General features: G+C 66.2%; 15 protein-coding genes. 4 read left to right on the top strand and 11 right to left on the bottom strand.

Translation table 11 applies throughout. The features are described from left to right. Positions 1-50: 50 nt before the first annotated feature. Together AC4BGB_RS00370 and AC4BGB_RS00365 are read left to right on the top strand one after the other, a co-directional pair. Positions 51-1,046 (top strand): AraC family transcriptional regulator, encoded by a 996-nt coding sequence (locus AC4BGB_RS00370; RefSeq protein WP_490543979.1) that lies wholly within the window; start codon positions 51-53, stop codon positions 1,044-1,046. 41 nt (positions 1,047-1,087) lie between these two features. Then, complete coding sequence (locus AC4BGB_RS00365) at positions 1,088-1,753, top strand: GntR family transcriptional regulator (protein ID WP_490543978.1); 666 nt, start codon at positions 1,088-1,090, stop codon at positions 1,751-1,753. 24 nt (positions 1,754-1,777) lie between these two features. On the opposite strand, the gene AC4BGB_RS00360 is transcribed toward AC4BGB_RS00365, so the two are convergent. The 7 genes from AC4BGB_RS00360 to AC4BGB_RS00330 all read right to left on the bottom strand — a co-directional run bounded on the left by AC4BGB_RS00360 (position 1,778) and on the right by AC4BGB_RS00330 (position 9,249). Next, positions 1,778-2,242, bottom strand: a complete 465-nt coding sequence (locus AC4BGB_RS00360; protein WP_490543977.1) for a carboxymuconolactone decarboxylase family protein — start codon at positions 2,240-2,242, stop codon at positions 1,778-1,780. Positions 2,243-2,695: 453 nt separating this feature from the next. After that, the gene (locus AC4BGB_RS00355) at positions 2,696-3,562 is read right to left on the bottom strand and encodes a DUF6081 family protein (RefSeq protein ID WP_490543976.1); all 867 of its coding nucleotides are present in this window, start codon (positions 3,560-3,562) and stop codon (positions 2,696-2,698) included. Further along, on the bottom strand, positions 3,556-4,107 hold the full coding sequence (locus AC4BGB_RS00350) for a UGSC family (seleno)protein (RefSeq protein WP_490543975.1): 552 nt from the start codon (positions 4,105-4,107) through the stop codon (positions 3,556-3,558). Before AC4BGB_RS00350 ends, AC4BGB_RS00355 begins: the two co-directional genes overlap by 7 nt. After that, positions 4,104-4,454: a hypothetical protein gene (locus AC4BGB_RS00345; RefSeq protein WP_490543974.1), complete on the bottom strand. Its 351-nt coding sequence runs from the start codon at positions 4,452-4,454 to the stop codon at positions 4,104-4,106. Before AC4BGB_RS00345 ends, AC4BGB_RS00350 begins: the two co-directional genes overlap by 4 nt. An 18-nt stretch (positions 4,455-4,472) precedes the next feature. Next, a complete protein-coding gene (locus AC4BGB_RS00340) occupies positions 4,473-5,201 on the bottom strand; it encodes an ABC transporter ATP-binding protein (protein WP_490543973.1) in 729 nt (242 codons plus the stop codon). After that, positions 5,198-7,996 (bottom strand): ABC transporter permease subunit, encoded by a 2,799-nt coding sequence (locus AC4BGB_RS00335; protein ID WP_490543972.1) that lies wholly within the window; start codon positions 7,994-7,996, stop codon positions 5,198-5,200. Before AC4BGB_RS00335 ends, AC4BGB_RS00340 begins: the two co-directional genes overlap by 4 nt. Before the next feature lie 86 nt (positions 7,997-8,082). Next, positions 8,083-9,249 (bottom strand): ABC transporter substrate-binding protein, encoded by a 1,167-nt coding sequence (locus AC4BGB_RS00330; protein ID WP_490543971.1) that lies wholly within the window; start codon positions 9,247-9,249, stop codon positions 8,083-8,085. A 926-nt stretch (positions 9,250-10,175) separates the two neighbouring features. Here AC4BGB_RS00330 and AC4BGB_RS00325 point away from each other — a divergent pair. Then, positions 10,176-11,429 (top strand): acetamidase/formamidase family protein, encoded by a 1,254-nt coding sequence (locus AC4BGB_RS00325; RefSeq protein WP_490543970.1) that lies wholly within the window; start codon positions 10,176-10,178, stop codon positions 11,427-11,429. Between the two features lie 83 nt (positions 11,430-11,512). On the opposite strand, the gene AC4BGB_RS00320 is transcribed toward AC4BGB_RS00325, so the two are convergent. The 3 genes from AC4BGB_RS00320 to AC4BGB_RS00310 are packed head-to-tail and all read right to left on the bottom strand — an operon-like array spanning position 11,513 to position 14,396. Then, on the bottom strand, positions 11,513-12,292 hold the full coding sequence (locus AC4BGB_RS00320; protein ID WP_490543969.1) for an ABC transporter ATP-binding protein: 780 nt from the start codon (positions 12,290-12,292) through the stop codon (positions 11,513-11,515). Beyond that, positions 12,289-13,272, bottom strand: coding sequence for an ABC transporter substrate-binding protein (locus AC4BGB_RS00315; RefSeq protein WP_490543968.1), 984 nt, complete (start codon positions 13,270-13,272; stop codon positions 12,289-12,291). Before AC4BGB_RS00315 ends, AC4BGB_RS00320 begins: the two co-directional genes overlap by 4 nt. A gap of 17 nt (positions 13,273-13,289) precedes the next feature. Then, positions 13,290-14,396: a FecCD family ABC transporter permease gene (locus tag AC4BGB_RS00310; protein WP_490543967.1), complete on the bottom strand. Its 1,107-nt coding sequence runs from the start codon at positions 14,394-14,396 to the stop codon at positions 13,290-13,292. 365 nt (positions 14,397-14,761) lie between these two features. On the opposite strand from AC4BGB_RS00310, the gene AC4BGB_RS00305 reads away from it, so the two are divergent. Continuing rightward, positions 14,762-15,418 carry a GntR family transcriptional regulator gene (locus AC4BGB_RS00305; protein WP_490543966.1) on the top strand — a complete coding sequence of 219 codons (657 nt, stop codon included), beginning with the start codon at positions 14,762-14,764 and terminating at the stop codon, positions 15,416-15,418. Between the two features lie 8 nt (positions 15,419-15,426). On the opposite strand, the gene AC4BGB_RS00300 is transcribed toward AC4BGB_RS00305, so the two are convergent. After that, a complete protein-coding gene (locus AC4BGB_RS00300) occupies positions 15,427-16,908 on the bottom strand; it encodes a GntP family permease (RefSeq protein ID WP_490543965.1) in 1,482 nt (493 codons plus the stop codon). Positions 16,909-16,960: the final 52 nt, after the last annotated feature.

Here is a 16,960-nt window from a genome sequence, read left to right as displayed (position 1 = left end):
ACCGTGCGCGAATCGGATAGACGCGGGCATCTCCCACTAAAGTGACCGTGATGAAACGCCGGGGCCCGCGCGCGACGGAGCGTGTCTCGACGGTGCGGACGACCGACCCCGCAGAGGCAGAGGCCACCGTCGCCGCGACGTACCAGGTCCCGAGCCGGCTGATCCTGCCCGCCCAGGGTCTCGGCGACTTCCAGATGAACCTGACCGAGACCGGCCTGGCCACCTCGACGACCGGACTGCTGTCGTTCGGCGTCGGTGCCCGAGTGGTCACCGGCCGGACCAGCGGCTTCCACGTCAACCTCACCCTGCGAGGTCGGGCGACCGGTGCCGCCGACGGGGCCCCGCCCGTGACCGCGTCACCCGGCGAGGCACTCGTCTACGGACCCGGGGCTGTCACCGACGCCCACTGGTCCCGCGGGTGTCGCGTGCTGACGCTGCTCCTCCCCCAGCGGGTCGTGGAGGACGAGCTGGAGTCCCTCCTGGGGCACCGGCTGCGCGAGCCGCTGCGCCCCGAACCCCTTATGGAGGCCGATGCTGTCGCCCAGGCCCTGGCGCCCGCACTCCCGCTGGTGGTCGCGCAGCTGGAGCGCCCGACCCCGGTGAGCGCGACGCCCGCGGTGCAACGCCACGTCGAGGCACTGCTCGTGGACAGCTTCCTGCTCGCGCACCGGCACAACTACAGCGACGAGCTGCATCGCCCCGTCCCCTCGGCGGTCATCACCCCGATCGAACGCGCCACACAGCTCCTGGAGGAGCGGGCCGACGAACCCTGGACGACGGTCACGCTCGCGAGCGAGGTCCATCTCAGCGTCCGCGCGCTGCAGGACGGGTTCAAGCGGCACCACGACTGTCCCCCGATGACCTACCTGCGCCGGGTGCGGCTCCGCAGGGCGTACGAGACCTTGCGGGCGGCCCGACCGGGCGAGACCACCGTGCAGGAAGTGGCGTTGACCCACGGGCTCCTGCACCTGGGGCGCTTCTCGATCAGCTACCGCGAGGAGTTCGGCGAGAGTCCCTCGACGACGCTGGCCCGCCCGGTGCCGTGAGACCCGCCGTTCGCGGGAGCGCAGGCCACTAGGCTGCGGAGGTGGCAAGCGCAGCGGAGACCGCCTACTCGTCCATTCGCGACGGCATCCTCAACGGGAAGCTCGAACGCGGCACCCGCTTGCGCGAGGAGAAGCTCGCTGCGGAGATGGGCGTCTCGCGCACCCCGGTACGCGAAGCCCTGCGCCGGCTCGACGCCGAGGGCCTGGTGGAGTTCCTGCCCAACCGGGGAGCCCGCGTTGCCGGGTGGTCGGCCCGCGAGCTCGAGGACCTCTACGAGATCCGCGCCCTCCTCGAGGCGCACGCCGCCCGGCTGGCCGCCGAGCGCATCACCCCCGAGGAGGTCGAAGCGCTCGGCGACCTCGCTGCGCGGATGGAGGCAGCCGAGGACCTCGAGGTCGTGAAGACCCTGAACAGCGAGTTCCACTGGCTGATCGTCAATGCCTCGCGCAACTCCCAGCTCGACACGCTGCTTCGCGGCATCGTCGACATGCCGCTGGTGCACCGCACCTTCGAGAACTACTCCGACGAGCGGCGGACCGCCTCGCACGCGCACCACCGCGACCTGGTCGCAGCCCTGCGGGCCGGCAACGCGGCCTGGGCGGAGGCGATGATGCGCGCGCACATCACGGCGGCACAGAGCACGGTGGTCAGCACCGTCGGGAACGACCCCCAGGACGGCGACGAGACCGGTCCGCCCTCTGCCTGAGCGGCCTGCCACCCGACCGGCTGATCAGGCCTCGGCGGGAGCGACCAGCCCGGTCGGAGGCGCCGGGATCGGGCACACCGGGTTCTCCAGCCCCAGCACCATCACCATCCGCCCGAGCCCCAGGAACTGCGCACTCAGCAGGCAGATCTCCATCAGCTCCTCCTCCGTGAAGTGCCGGCGGAGCTCGACGAAGTCGGCCTCCCCGATCGCGAAGTGGTCAGCGCCGAACTTGGTCCCGTACGACACCACGGCCAGCTCGGCCGCAGTGAAGGACTCCTCGTCGGGGGCGACGATGGCCGCGATCTGCTCCTCGGTCAGCCCCTCGGCGAAGGCCTCCTCGCGACGACCGGCCAGGCAGATCGGGCACTGGGTCGTCTGCGCGATCGCCAGCCGCAGCAGCTCGGAGGTCTTCGGCCCGATGATCGTGTTGAACCGGAGCTCGTTGTAGTACGGCAGCAGGCGCTCGGCGTGCTCCGGAGCGTGCGTCACCGCCTCCACGAAGTGTCGGGCACCAGCAGACGACTTCTCCCACGCCTCACGGGCTACGGGGAGCATGTCCTCGGGGGCTTTGGGGCTGATGAACACGATTACCTCTTTCACTTGAAGACTGCCAGTTTGTATGCAAATCGCCCTCGATAGCAAGGATTAATTGGCCAACGGGGAAGTCACCTGCGTCGTATGTATACAAGCATCTGTCCTTCGTCCTGGATGCGTCGTCATCGTCACGGGATCGATGTCTGGACCGACGCAAGGTCGCCGTTCACTTCACGGGTAAGGGCGTTGATTGGCGACCACCTGTCTGGCGTCTGAACGTCGCGCATGGCCGACGTGCACGCCAGGGATTCGACTGCCGGGCACGAGCCGTGGCGCCGTGTCGAGGCCGCCTGGGGCGTGCGGTCTGCCAACGAACGAGGTCCCGCACAGTGACATGCCCGTCAGCGTTCACCCGGCAGAGATCACCCAGGGTCCCAACCGCACTTGAGCCGACGCGGCTGCCACCTCCAGCGTGCAACCTTCCAACGGAGTGGCCGCCGTGGCCCAGTACACGCACAAGCCATCGACGAGCCACTTCACCGCACCTGTCGAGTGAGTGTATTGAACGGCGTAGTGGCGAGCTTCACTTGTCGGATCAGGGAGAGTGAGCAGCACTTGGTGCCGATACTGCTCTTCTTTCAAGGTCACGCCGGCGATGAGCTGTCGCTCGTGCTCGGCGTACGTGATTCCGCGCTCCAGGCGAAACCCGAACCGCATTCCGCCTGCGACATCCGTAACTGTCATGGAACCGTAGCCAGACTCCCCTGCTTCCGCAGACATCCGCACCTCAAAAGTGACGCGCGAGCCAGGCGGCGTCGCGAAGCGCTCACGCGATCTCAGTTGCGACGGCGACGTCCCGGCTGACATCTTTAGCCATCCGTCACCGATCTCGGGCTCCGAAATCCTTCCCCCGGCAATCTCCCAGTACAGGGGGTCAAGCCCACCTTCTGCGAAGGGGTCGTAGATTCGAGGCTCGATCACTGGGCTCGATGCTTGCCATCCACCGTGGTCTCCGTGCTGGAACACTCCGTCGAGCCGGAGCGGGTCGTACCCAAGGACGACATCTTCACCATCGTTCAGGACCGTGAACGGGACGCGTAGCCGGCTCGCCTTGCGGTTGAAGATCTCCCAGAGCTCACGCGGAGTCAGGGTCTCGCGATCCACATCGCGGACGGTGAAATCGATGCCACGCTCCGCCAGATGCTTCTTTACCCGAGCACATACGTGACATCCCTGGCGCATGAACAGCACGACCTTGTCGTCCTCACTCAGCATGCGCACTCGATCCCAGAGCCGGTGGGCGAGTCTGAGCTCAGGGATCCATTCGGGGCGGGTGAAGGCTCTGTGCTCTTCGTCAGGCCTCGTTCAACCTTCGTCACCACCGGCCCCGGAGATCCGAGCACCCCCAGCTGACCATCAGACAATTCGACGAAGGGGATCGATGGAGCACCAAGCGTGGCGAGCCGGCTGTCTGCGGCAGGCCTGGCCGTCTCCATCACCAGAACCACACAGGGGGTGCCGAGCGCCTCCAAGGTGAGTCCAAAATCCACGAGCCACAGAGATTCAGCGTCCTCGATCGTCAGCAAGACAACGAGATCCCAACTGTTCGCGATCTCTTGGGCCGTCACTGACTGGCCTCCTAGATCATCGGATGTCACCCGCCTGACCTCCACCGAACCTAGGTAGTGGCGCTTGGACAGCACCGCAAGCAGCGATTCAGCCCCTTGCCCCGCCGTCGATGACGGACCCGCAATCACGCTGAGACGTGCACCATCCAGTTCTGTGGGACGGACGGCCAGTTGTGGCGGCGGGAATGTCATGCCGGTCCCCGGGGCACGACGATCGACCCTCCGAGGTTGCGCGAAGTCAAGACTCGATAGTGTCCCTGCTCCCTCGGACGGGTCACCCGCAGCATCTCCTCGATCAACTGACTGTTGTGCTGATGTTGGTAACTGACCTCGGCATCCTGCGTGGACACCGCGTCTGGCCACGCTGTGAAGGAGAGCATGTGACTGCCGTCTGCTGACAACATGAAAGCAATAGCGTTCAAGTCGGCGTACGTGACGGCCAGATCGATCACTTCATTGTCCAGGAAATCGGTCAACCGAGCGATTGTCGCCGGGGTAGGTGGCTGGTCCAGGTGGCGCAGGGTAGTGATCAACTTCATGGGTTTCTCCTTTGATTCCTAGCCGGCATCTCGAGGTGCTTCCCCGAGATATGCATTGATGATTGCCGGGTCGTTGAGCAGTTCCCGGGACGGCCCTTGCATGACCACTTCGCCGTTCTCAAGGACATAGCCGCGGTCGGCAATCTCCAGGGCCGCAGCAGCGTTCTGCTCCGCGAGCAGAATGGTCATTCCTTCGTTGCACAGCCAGCGAAGAGTGGAGAAGATCTCAGTGACGAGCAGTGGCGCCAGCCCAGTGGAGGGTTCGTCGCAAATCAGCACCTTCGGCTGTCCCATCAAAGCTCGCGAGAGAGCCAGCATCTGCTGTTCGCCACCGGAGAGCGTCCCTGCTACCTGTGTCTGGCGCTTCTCCAGCCGAGGGAACATGGTGAAGATCCGCTCAAGGTTGGTGCCGCCAATCTGGGGGCGCCGACCCAAATGCTGGTAGGCCCCGAGGGTGAGGTTCTCGCGCACGGTCATCCCCGCGAACAGGTCACGCCCTTCGGGCACGAGGCCGATGCCCATCCGTACCCGCCGCTGCGTACTCAGCCGGGTGATCTGTTCCCCGTCGAACTGGATCTCCCCTTCGGCAACATCGACAATGCCCATCAGCGCCTTGATGAGGCTGGACTTACCCGCCCCGTTGGCTCCCGTCAGGGCGACGAATTCGCCGTCGGCAACGTATAGGCTGGCGTTGCTAAGGGCTCGGATCCCGCCGTAGCGAACGGACAGATCAGTGCACTCGATCATGCGTTCGCTCCCAGATAGGCCTGCACCACGGCACTGTCTTCGCGCACCGCAAGAGGCGACCCCTGCGCGATGACGGAGCCGTGGTCGAGCACCACCACGGACTCGGCGAGCTGCATCACCAAGGTCATGTCGTGTTCAACCAACAGCACAGTCACACCAAGAGATTGGATACGCAGGATCAGTTCGCTGAGGCCGTTCTTCTCTACCCGGTTCAGGCCTGCTGCCGGCTCATCAAGGAGAAGGATCCGAGGCTGGGCGGCCATGGCGCGCGCCAGTTCGAGCATTCGCTGATGGCCGAAAGGTAATGTCCCGGCTGGCCTATCTGCAACACCGCTCAGACCTACGTACTCGACCCAGAATCGGGCTGCCTCGGCGATCTTCGCTTCCTCACGCTTGTGCGTCCCGACCCGCAACATTGCCCCGGCAACGCCCGCCCCGGTCCAGGAGTGGCAACCGACCATCACGTTCTCCAACGCCGTCATGTTTCCGAACAGCTGCACATTCTGGAACGTCCGCATCAGACCGTGCCGAACCACGTTGTGCTGTGATAGGTCAACCAACTCTTGACCGTCCAGGGAAACCTTTCCCGTGTCCGGCCTGATAGCACCGGAAATGCAGTTGAACGCGGTGGTCTTTCCCGCACCGTTAGGGCCGATGAGCGCAGTGATCGATCCCTTGGTCACGGTCAGGTCGAGCGGTTTCAGAGCTTGCAACCCACCGAAGGCCTTGCCGAGTCCGGCCACCTGAAGCAAGGGTTGTCCCGGCTCAGACCGGGTCGCTGTGAGGTTCCATTGTGGAGGCGCTAAAAGGCTGGTGACGGCCGGAGGACGGGTAAGCGTTTCGCTGTCGACCAGTTCTGGCCCGTCGGGGACGAGCGTCGAGGCTGCTGAATCCCGAAGGCCGGGCCGGAGCCGATGAACTCCTCGACGTGCGAACTGCGTCCCCGACCTGAGTAGACCGGACAGTCCCTCCGGCTTCATCACCATGACAGTCATCAAGATGAGGCCGAAGACAACCTGTTCGATCTGCCCCGCTCTGGGGCCCGGCACCAACTGCTGCACTGTCTGTGGCAGCACCGTCATGAAGACGGTGCCAAGCGCCGCCCCCCAGATGGTCTGCATGCCACCTACCACGTTCATCGCCAGGATATTGATCGCCCTGAAGAGGTCGAAACTGCCCGGGTCAGCGATAGAGGCATAATGCACATAGAGAGACCCAGCAATCGCGGCCAACCCGGCGGCCATCACGAATACCTGCCGCTTGACTCGAGCGGGATCGATCCCTGCCGCGATTGCTGCAGATTCGCTCCCCTTGATGGCCCGCATCGACCGGCCGAAACGCGAGTCGATCAGCTGGAACGCGAGAACGATGGCAATCAACACCGCTGCCCAAGCCAGATAGAAACTGTGCTCCGTCCCGATCACTTCAAAGCCAGCGATCCGGAAGGGCACCAACCCCGGCAGTCCGTTGGATCCTCCGGTGAAGGAGTTCGGCTGTGAGACAGTCACCGTGAAGATCACGGCCAGTCCAAGCGTGACCATAGCCAAGTAGAAGCCTTCGAAGCGGAACAAGATCTTGGCGACCAACCACGCCACTACGCATGCGGCAACTACTCCCGCTAAAAGCGAGAACACAGGTGTCCATCCCCAGCGACTCGTCAGGATGGCGGAACTGTACGCCCCGATTCCCATGAGAGTTGCGTGCCCAAGGGAGATCTGCCCTGTGTATCCGAGCAGAAGCACAACCCCCACGGCGACCAAGGCGAAGTGCCCGGCGAAGACGAACGCGGACACGGATGAGGTCTCCACGAGTTTCGGGATGAGCACGACGATCAGCGCCGCCACCGCGATACCTGGCCAGTGGCGACGGAGCCCGCCCGCCACGGCCGCCATCCCATCGTGCGACGCTCCACCGCCAATCACAGCGTGACTCGGCTTCGGGCCGCGCGTGAATCCTTGCGGCCTGAGAATCAGCACGACGAGCAAGAGGAAGAACGTAGTCGCGTCGCGGTAGGCGGACGATCCGTAACCGGCGGAGTACGACTCGAGAATTCCCAGCACCAAACCACCCACCATGGCCGCGGAGAAGCTGCGCAGACCACCCAGAATTGCCACGGTGAAGCCCTTGAACCCCAGCATCACGCCGACACTGAAGGACACGAATGAGAGGGGCGCCATAAGCACACCTGCTAGTCCGGCTAAGCCGCACCCAAGCGCGAACGCCGTCCGCCCCATGGTCCAACTATCGATGCCCACCAGGTCTGCCCCCGCTCGACTGTCCGCGCATGCCCGCAGCCCTAGACCCAAAGTCGTTCGAGTGAAGAACAACCAAAGCAGAAGGCAGACAACAACTCCGAAACCCACGACCCAGAAGGACTGGCGAGCCAGCGAGATCCCGAGGAATTTGACCGGTTCCCCGGCTACAAAGGCTGGGACAGTGATGGGGTCTGAACCCCAGATGAGTTGCGCACCTCCGCGCAACAACAACGACGCGCCAATTGTGATGATCACCAGCGCCTCGACGCTCGCGTTCTTCCCGGCCGGCTGGATGACCGTTCTGTGCATGAGCATCCCCGCCAACGCAGTGACAGCCACTGCCCCGAGGATCGAGATGGGCCAAGGAAGTCCTAGGCGACCCAAGGCGAGGAAGATGAACCCGCCGAGCATCAGGTATTCACCTTGCGCGAAGTTGACCACATTCGTCACCCGGTAGATGGCGATGAAGCCGAATGCGACCAACGCGTAAATCATTCCGTTGACGATGCCGGTGGCGGTCAACTGGGCGAAGACGTCCATGGAGGGTCCTTCAGTGAGGGTACGGATTTCTGCGTGCACCGATCGGAGCGGACCGGCGGGATTTCCGCCGGTCCGCACCGGCGTCCTCAGTCAGTGAGAGGTGCCCACTTGCCGCTCTTGAGCGTGGACACGATGAATCCCGACTGATCGTTTCCCCGGTGGTTCTTCGATGAATAGCCCCACACGGCGGTCGCTCCGACATGGTCGGTCGTCTTCTCGATCGCGTCCCGAACCAGCTTGGCATCAGTCGGATCCTCGAGCGTCTCCATTGCAACTGCCAGGAGGTGCACTGCGTCCCAGGCCAATCCACTGAACGCGTCTGGCGCAGTGCCGGACGGAAGATTCTTGGCGAAGAGGTCGATGGCCTCGTACAGCGGGTCCGACGTCTCCAGCTGGTCGAGAACCGAGACTTTCCACCCGAACGCAATGATGCCCTCCGCGCTCTTCCCGGCGAGCTTCGTGAAGGACTCGCTTGAAATCCCTGCACCGGAGACGATTGGCATCGTCATACCGAGCGCTGCTCTGTTCTTTGCGACCATGGCGACCGGCTGCACTGACCCCGGAGCCAGCAACATTTCCGCACCGGATCCGTTCAACTTGGTGAGTTGCGCGGTCATGTCCGTGTCCGTGAGCTGGTAGCTCTCCGCCCCAACGATCTCAACGCCCCGAGTTGGCAACTCCTTGGTGAGCAGTTCGGCCTGGTCCTGACCCGATGCTCCGCTGTCCGTAATCAGCGCAACCTTCTTGACACCCTGCTCTTTGACCCAGTCAGCCATCATCTGCACTTCATCGCTATTGCCAGAGCTCGCACGGAACAAGTAGGGCCGGACTGGATCCGTGAGGTCGCTGGCGGACGCCACGCCGAACTGTGGGATCTTCGCCGCCTCAGCCAAAGGAGCCGCAGCGAGGGCGAGCGGGCTGGTGATGGGGCCGACTATGGCGACCACCTTCTTGTCGATCAGCTCTCGTGCACAGTTCACCGAACCGGTGACCTTTCCACCGTCATCACAAAAGTGGATCTTCAGGTCACGGCCCTTGACTCCGCCGTCCTTGTTCACGTGCTCGACCGCGGCGACGGCGCCGGTGCGTGCGGAGACGCCCAGCGCGCTCGCCTCCCCTGTTTGGGCGAAGATCACCCCGATATCAATTGGCGACGTGGCGTCACTCGCAGCATCACCGCCACAAGCTGACAGCGTTCCGACCGCAAGGCAGGCGAGCGTAAAGCCAACGCCCTGGATTCTTGTGAACTTCATTTTGGTCCTCTCGAGTGGCATCGGCACCCGCGGTTACGGGTCCGAATGCCCTCTTCAGAGCAGAATTCGATCCCTGACTGCAGACGATTTCGGGGAGGCTAGCAAGGTTCTACAGAAATGTATACAGGAAGGCTCCATTGATTGTGATTGACGTAACACTGGACCCTCTGGTTGAGTCAGGCGCCGGCGTCCTCGCTCTCGCATTGCATACGATGTGCCATTCTCAGACCACGTCCCCGAGTGCCAAACCCAGAACAATCAGGCTCGTTTCTGCCCCACTGCGCGATGGGTCGATGACGCCGACAACAACTCCCAGCACGCGAAGGACGCGCCCACCACACACGAATCCGGAATCCGTGCATCCATTACATTGTTGGGCGCGTGGCAGCCATTCCGCCTGGCCACACCCCCACCTGCACGTTCGCCACGCGGCTGCCCAGAGCTGCTGGCCCGTGGGAGGGTGATGGGACTGCGGCCGGCGCTTATGGGCCGAGGACCCGAGAACGGCAACCGTCTCGGGTCCTGCACGGAGTTGGTGGTTCGCACACCGAATCTCGTGCCAAGTCCTATTGAGTGCCGGTGGTTGATGCCAGGCCAAAATCGACAAAGGGCGCTACGTGCGCGAATAGGATGTTGACTGAGCAACGATTGCCCACCGCCGCATCTGCTCAGCTCGCGATTCGCGCTCAGTGCTCCTCTGTCAGGTCATCGAGGTATGACATCCCCGCACGGTGACCCGACTCTCGCCCATGCCATAGGGACGCCACCCAGTAACTCGGACCGGTCGCGTCGACTGTTTGCACAGCCGTGACGTGCCCGAAATGTGAGCAGGCGAACGTGGGTCCGTGCAGCCACGGCTGCGCGGAGATGCCGCAACGCACGGCTCCCTGTCTCGGGCGCCGACATCCACGTCGAAGGAGTTCACCTTGTCCAACCACTGGAGCTCAGCCAGCCGGCGCAGCCTGCTGGCTGCCGGACTCGCCACCCCGATCGCGGCGAGCGCCGCCGCACCGGCCCAGGCCAACGGCCCCCGGCACCACGGGCGTCCTCCGGGGAAGAAGGGGCGCTGGGACCACCACCTGAAGGCGACCCCCGCCAACCTGCACTGGGGCGGGTTCCCGATCGGCGCGAAGCCGGGCATGGTGATCAGGTCGGGCAAGACCGTCCGGGTCGACATGCTCTCCCACCAGGGCGCGACCCAGGCGACGCACCCGATCGAGTACTTCGCGGCCTTCGGTGCCGGACCGGAGGCGGTCCTGCCCGACGCGATCGAGTTCTGGAAGACCCGGGCCGAGCGCACGGCCAGCGGACGGCAGTACGGCGGCCACGTGCTCACCGGTCCCATCTACGTCGAGGGCGCCGAGCCCGGTGACACGCTCGCGATCGACATCATGGACGTGGAGACGCGTGCGCCGTACGGCTTCAACAACACCTCACCGACCAGCGGCGTGATGGCGGAGTTCTACCCCGGCTGGCGCCAGGGCGACGTCGGCCTCGACATCCCCGCGGTGATCCCGCCGAACATGCCGGCTGGGGTGTGGCCCGACGTACGCACCCACATGTATCGCGTGGGCAAGCACAAGGGAGAGGACGTCGTGTTCTTCTCCGGCGGCCTGAAGATCCCGGCCCAGCCCTTCCCGGGCATCATCGCGGTGGCGCCGGAGAGCGGGGTCTTCATCGGCAACACCGAGGACGCAGCGCCGCCGGAGAGCGGGGTGCAGAACTCGACGCCGCCCTGGACGTTCGGCGGCAACATGGACGTCCGTGACCTGTGCTCGGGCTCGACGCTCTACCTGCCGGTGTTCCAGCCCGGTGGCCAGGTGTTCATGGGCGACCCGCACAGCTGCCAGGGCGACGGCGAGGTCAGCGGCACTGCCGTCGAGCACTCGTGCGTCGGCAACTTCCGGATCACCCTGATCAAGAAGACCGAGACCGAGCTGCCCTGGGCCGAGAACGACACACACTGGATCATGATGGGCATCCACTGGGACCTCGACCGCGCGATGCGGATGGCGGTCGAGAAGACCGTCGACTTCCTGGTGACCACCCAGGGGCTCACCGTGCCCAAGGCCTACTCGTTCGCCTCCATCGCCGTGAACTACCACAACGCCGAGGTCGTGGACCGCACCCAGGTCGTCACGGGCTACATCCCCAAGGACGTCTTCAAGCGCCGCCGCTAGGCCCTGGTCGCGGCCGCATCGGCGGGTCAGGTCACGACCACCGTGACCTGACCCGTCGTGCGGTGGAGCGTCACAGGTGGTGATCAGGAGGGCGAGCACTCCCCCGCGTCCGGGCGGAACAGGAGATGGATCTCGCCGTCGAGATCGACGCGCTGTACGCCGATGCCGTAGATCCGTGCGAGCAGGTCCGGCTCGAGCACGTCGCCCGCTTCACCGCTGGCAGCGACCCCGCCCTGCTGGTCCAGCAGCACCAGGTCGTCGCAGTAGCGCGCCGCCAGGTTCAGGTCGTGGAGCACCACGATCGTGACCGTCCCGAGGCCACGCACCAAGGAGAGCACCTCGTGCTGGAACCGGATGTCGAGGTGGTTGGTCGGCTCGTCGAGGAGCAGGTGGGTGGCCTCCTGGGCGAGGGCGCGCGCGATCAGCACCCGCTGCCGCTCGCCACCCGAGAGGTCGGCGAACGCGCGAGTCGCGAGGTGGAGGCCGCCGACCCGGCTCAGCGCGTCCGCCGCGATCCGGTGGTCGTGCTCGGAGGTGCGCTGGAAGGCGCTCAGGTGCGGGGTCCGCCCGAGCAGCACCATCTCCACCACCGTCATCGTCGACTCAGCGCCGGACTCCTGGACCACCACCGCGAGGCGGCGCGCGGTCTCCCGGGGAGTGAGCTCGCCGAGCCGGTCACCGTCGACCCGCACCTCGCCCGTGGACGTCCGGAGGGCCCCGTAGAGCAGGCGCAGCAACGTGGTCTTGCCGCTGCCGTTGGGGCCGATCAGGCCCAGCACCCGGCCCGGTCCGGCTGCGATGTCCACGCCGGCCAGGACCTCGTCGAGCCCGTAGGACCAGGCGAGCTTCTCGGCACGGATCATCCGGGCCCGAACCGTTCCACGATCCGCTCGAGCCCGTCGACCGTGAGCGGTGTGGGCGGCTCGGTGAAGTTGAACAGCTGGGTCATCACCTCGCCCTCCCGTACGGCGGTGAGCCGCTCCGCACCGGGAAGCTCGGTGACCGCCTGCTCCACCTGCGCAGGGGAGCCGTCGTTGTGGAGCAGGACCAGGACGTCGGGGTCCCGGTCCAGGAGCGCCTCGAGGGTGACCTCGAAGACCCGCTCCTCGACGTCACCGAAGACGTTCTCCAGCCCGGCCGCGCGCAGCTGCGGGTCGGCGGCGGACCTGTTGCCGTAGGCGTAGGTGACGCCACCTCCGACGGTGGGATAGAGCACCGCGGCCGTTCGCCCGCTGGAGGCGCCGACCTTGCGCTGCACCTCGGCCAGGCGCTTCTCGAGCCGGGCCACTGCGGCAGCGGCCTCCTGCTCCTTGCCGAAGACCCGTCCGTAGGTGGTCATCTGCGAGAAGACGTCGTCGAAGTCGGGGTTCTGCGTGGCCTGCTCGCACAGGGCGGGCTCCTCCAGGAGCGGGATGCCCACCGCGGACAGGCTGCTCCGGGACAGGTTCTCCACCTGTCCGAGGACGAGGTCGGGCTCCTGGCTGATGACGACCTCCTTCGAGATCTGCAGGTGCCCGCTGGTGTCGACCTTGTCGGTCAGGAGCGGGATGTCCTCGAGCTCGGCGAGGGTGTCCTCGTCGTAGTACTCCTCGGGGTACTGCCCCGCCCTGGCCGTGACTCGATCCAGCACGCCGAGCTCGTGCAGGAACGGCACGGCACCGCTCCTGAGCAGGACCACCCGCTCCGGTGCTGCCGTGAAGGTGACCTTCGCGCCGCAGTTCTCGACGGTGACGGTCTCGGCGTCCGCGCCCGGGCCATCGGCGGGTGCTGCTGCGGACCCGCAGGCCGTCGTCGCGAGCGCGAGCGCAGCGGCCGCGGCGGCCAGGGCTGATCGGCGTCTCATGGTGCTCCTCGTTGGGTTCATGAACCGGTGGACTGCAGTCGGCGGATGAGCAGGAGCAGGAACGGAGCCCCGACAAGGGAGGTGATGATCCCGATCGGGATCTCCTGGGGCTGGAGCAGGACCCGGGCGATCACATCGGCCCAGACGAGCAGGATCGCTCCCATCAGCGCGGCCACCGGGACGACGCGGGTGTGGACGGCTCCGACGACCCGCCGCGCGACGTGGGGTACGACGAGCCCCACGAAGCCGATGCTTCCTGCGGCGGAGACCACCACGCCCACGCACAGCGAGACCACCACCAGCAGGAGGGTGCGGAACCGCTCCGGAGAGACCCCGAGCGTGTGTGCGGTCTCGTCACCGATCGCCAGGGCGTCCAGCCGCCGGCCCCACAGGGTCAGCGACAGCACCGTCCCGCCGACGACGAGGGCCACCACGACCAGCGCGCTGTTCCACTCGGCGAGCCCGAGGGAGCCCAGCAGCCAGAACAGCACCGAGCGCGCCCCTTCGGCCGACCCGGAGGCGAAGATCAGGAAGCTGGTGGCGGCATAGAGGGCGTAACCCACGGCCACACCCGCGAGCAGCAACCGGATCGAGGTCACCCGACCACCGCTGCGCGCGACCAGGAAGACCAGCAGGGACGCGGCGAGCGCACCGGAGAAGGCACTCACCTGCAGTGCGTGCTCGCCGAAGCCGGCACCGAAGCCGAACAGGATCGCGGCCGCCGCCCCGCTCGAGGCACCGGAGTTGATGCCGAGCAGGTAGGGATCGGCGAGCACGTTGCGCACCATCGCCTGCAGCGCCACCCCGCACACCGCGAGGCCGGCACCGACGAGCACACCGAGCAGCACCCGCGGAAGGCGCACCTGCCAGACGATGGCGTCGGTGGGCAGGCTCCACGACGCGCCGCTCGGCTGTCCCACCAGGTGATGACCGAGCACCTGGACCACCGTCGTGAACGGGATGAACACCGCGCCCGAGGCGACGCCTGCCACGATCGTGGCGAGCAGTCCCACGGTGAGGCCGACCAGCCAGGTCGTCGTCCGGCGCCTGCGCTGCCGGATCCCCAACGGGTCGTACGCCGCCTGCTGCGCTGCCCCCGTTGCCGCCGCCAGACCCCCTGCCACGCTGCCGAGCTCCTCGTTATTGCGAATAGTTCGCAATAACCTACCGGCGGGTGCCGACACTCCGAACCCGGGCCCCGGGCCCTCCACCCGAATGCCGTGGTGTAGATAGATGGCCGGGATGCGACGTACGTCGCCGAAGCCGCAGGCCGCTGGCCATGCCCGCCGCCCGGCGTAGCAGCCCCCGCCACGGAGAAAAGACCCGCCGGACTACCGAGACAGCGTCACCCCGGCCGCCCCGTAGCGCGGCACGGCGAGCACGCTGGCCCGTTTTGGCGGGCTTGCGAGGAACCCCTTGCTAACATTCGCATGTTGACACTAGGCGCCGTACTACGAATCCAGGCGCACCCCACTCGTCAGGAGCAGTGTTGAGCAACCTCGAGCCTCTGGTCAGCCTCGACCGCAGCACACTCCGCGAGCGGGCCCTCGCGGCGCTGCGGGCTGCGATCACCAACGGCCAGTACCGCCCTGGCGACCACCTCGGCGAGGTGGAGCTCGCCACGCATCTCGGAGTCAGCCGCGGGACGGTTCGCGAGGCACTGAGGCACCTCGAGCAGGAAGGGCTGGTCGAGGCCGCCTCCCGTGGGCGTCTCCGCGTCAACAAGCTCTCGGCCGAGGAGATCCGCGGCCTCTACCAGGTCCGTGCCGCGTTGGAAGGGCTGGCTGCGACCAACATCATCAAGTCCGCGAACCGCGACGAATCGGTGGCGGCCCTGCGCGCCGCACTCGCCCGACTGAGCAGCGAGGACGTGGACTTCCTGGAGCGGGTGGAAGCAGACCTCGCGTTCCACCTGCTGCTGTGCGAGCTGGCGGAGAACACCATGCTGGTCGAGACCTGGCGCCATCTCGAGGGACGGATCAGGGTCTCCATCATGAGTCACGACGCGACCGACCTACCGGACATCATGTCCGAGCACCGACACTCGCCCATCGTCGACGCCATCGAGGAGGGCGACATCGCGGCGGCACTGCGCATCGTGGCGGACCACATGAACGCCGCGGCTGACGTCTACGCCGGCGACTGAGGCTGCCGTCACACGAAGATGCTCAGCAGGAGCACCGCGCCGAGACCGACGAAGGACAGCACCGCCTGGGCCACCGTGTAGACCTGAAAGGCACCGCGCACCGACAGGCCCAGCAAGGTCTTGAAGATCCAGAAGGTGTTGTCGGTGACTTGCCCGCCGAAGGCGGCTCCGGATGCCGCGGCGAGCCAGATCAGCACGGCGGAAAGGCCCAGGTCCTGGACGACCGGCGCCAGCAGGGCCGCTGCGGTGATCGCGGCCACGGACCCGGAACCCTGGGCCAGTCGCAGCATCGCCGCGACCAGCCAGGCCAGGACCAGCGGGAAGGCGGCGTTGGCGCTGAAGAGACCGGCCACGAGGCCCCCGACGTTGGTCTCCGCGATGACCTGTCCCAGCGAACCGGCGACCCCGGTGAACAGCAGGATGACGCCGCTGGTCCCAGCCGCTGCCACGATCACCTCCTCGACCCCCGTCCGCCCAAGCGACGGCACAGCGATCGCGACGCCCAGGAGCAACCCGATCAGCAGGGCCACCACGGGGTTCCCCAGGAACCCGAGCAGCGCGATCTCCGTGCCGGCTGCACTCGTGCTGGTGTCCGCGACGATCAGGGCCACCGGGACGAGCAGTGGGATCAAGGCGATGAACAGGGGCTGCTGCTTCGCTGTGTCGTCGTGCACACCGGCTTCACCGCCGCTGCCCCGCCGACGCTCGGTCACGGTCGCCCCGCCACCCCCGCCCTCAGCCGGGGAGATCCCCTGGTGCTCAGCGATGACTGCCTGGTCCGGCGCGCTCTCAGCAACCGATGGCAGGCCCTGACCCGCGATCTCGCCAGTGTGCTCGGGGTCGGTCAGCGGGTCGTCATCCTTCGCGTCGTTCCAGGTGAAGCGCATCAGCAGCGTGTGCAGCAGGACGCTGACGATGATCACCACGGTGCCGAACGGGACCCCCCACAGGAGCATGGTGCCCAGCGACAGGTCCAGGGAGGCTGCGATCGCAAGTGCGGCCGCACCTGGCGGGACCATCAGCAGACCGACCTCGAGGCCGATGGCCAGAGCCCCGGCCAGCGGAGCGATGCTCATGCCGGTCCGCAGGGCGATCGAGCGCGCCATCGGCCCCAAGATGATCAGCGCGACGTCGAAGTAGATCGCGGGAAACACGATTCCCGAGGCCAGGCCGACCACGTAGGGCGAGCGCTTCGCCCCGACGAGCCGCAGCATCCCCTCCACCACGCGGTGCAGGGTCCCCATCGCTGACAACAGCGCGCCCAACATCACCCCGAAGCCGATGATCAGGCCCACCTCGGCCATCAGGTTGCCGAAACCTGCGGAGATGGCGACCGTCGTGGCCTCGTATCCAAGTCCGGCGGCGAGCCCGAGGTACAGGGCCCCGATCACCAGCGAGATGACCGGGTTCAGCTTGGCGATCACGATGAGCCCGACGACGATGCCCACCGTGATCGCGGTGTGGATCAGGAGCGCCGTGGTGCCGACCATGTCATCGCTCCTGCAGGGACAGATGCGGTGTGTTCATCGTGATCTCCATCGG

The sequence above is a fragment of the Nocardioides sp. Z30_9 genome, assembly GCF_058215735.1.
Note: the sequence above shows the minus strand (reverse complement) of the source record. Positions and strands in the feature narration are given on the sequence as shown.

Bases quoted from the DNA above. Each gene is read 5' to 3' on its own strand.
- AC4BGB_RS00370 (WP_490543979.1), top strand. From the start codon at position 51: ATGAAACGCCGGGGCCCGCGCGCGACGGAGCGTGTCTCGACGGTGCGG.
- AC4BGB_RS00315 (WP_490543968.1), bottom strand. From the start codon at position 13,272: ATGAGACGCCGATCAGCCCTGGCCGCCGCGGCCGCTGCGCTCGCGCTC.
- AC4BGB_RS00300 (WP_490543965.1), bottom strand. From the start codon at position 16,908: ATGGTCGGCACCACGGCGCTCCTGATCCACACCGCGATCACGGTGGGC.
- AC4BGB_RS00330 (WP_490543971.1), bottom strand. From the start codon at position 9,249: ATGAAGTTCACAAGAATCCAGGGCGTTGGCTTTACGCTCGCCTGCCTT.
- AC4BGB_RS00340 (WP_490543973.1), bottom strand. From the start codon at position 5,201: ATGATCGAGTGCACTGATCTGTCCGTTCGCTACGGCGGGATCCGAGCC.
- AC4BGB_RS00320 (WP_490543969.1), bottom strand. From the start codon at position 12,292: ATGATCCGTGCCGAGAAGCTCGCCTGGTCCTACGGGCTCGACGAGGTC.
- AC4BGB_RS00335 (WP_490543972.1), bottom strand. From the start codon at position 7,996: ATGGACGTCTTCGCCCAGTTGACCGCCACCGGCATCGTCAACGGAATG.
- AC4BGB_RS00355 (WP_490543976.1), bottom strand. From the start codon at position 3,562: ATGCTGAGTGAGGACGACAAGGTCGTGCTGTTCATGCGCCAGGGATGT.
- AC4BGB_RS00345 (WP_490543974.1), bottom strand. From the start codon at position 4,454: ATGAAGTTGATCACTACCCTGCGCCACCTGGACCAGCCACCTACCCCG.
- AC4BGB_RS00350 (WP_490543975.1), bottom strand. From the start codon at position 4,107: ATGACATTCCCGCCGCCACAACTGGCCGTCCGTCCCACAGAACTGGAT.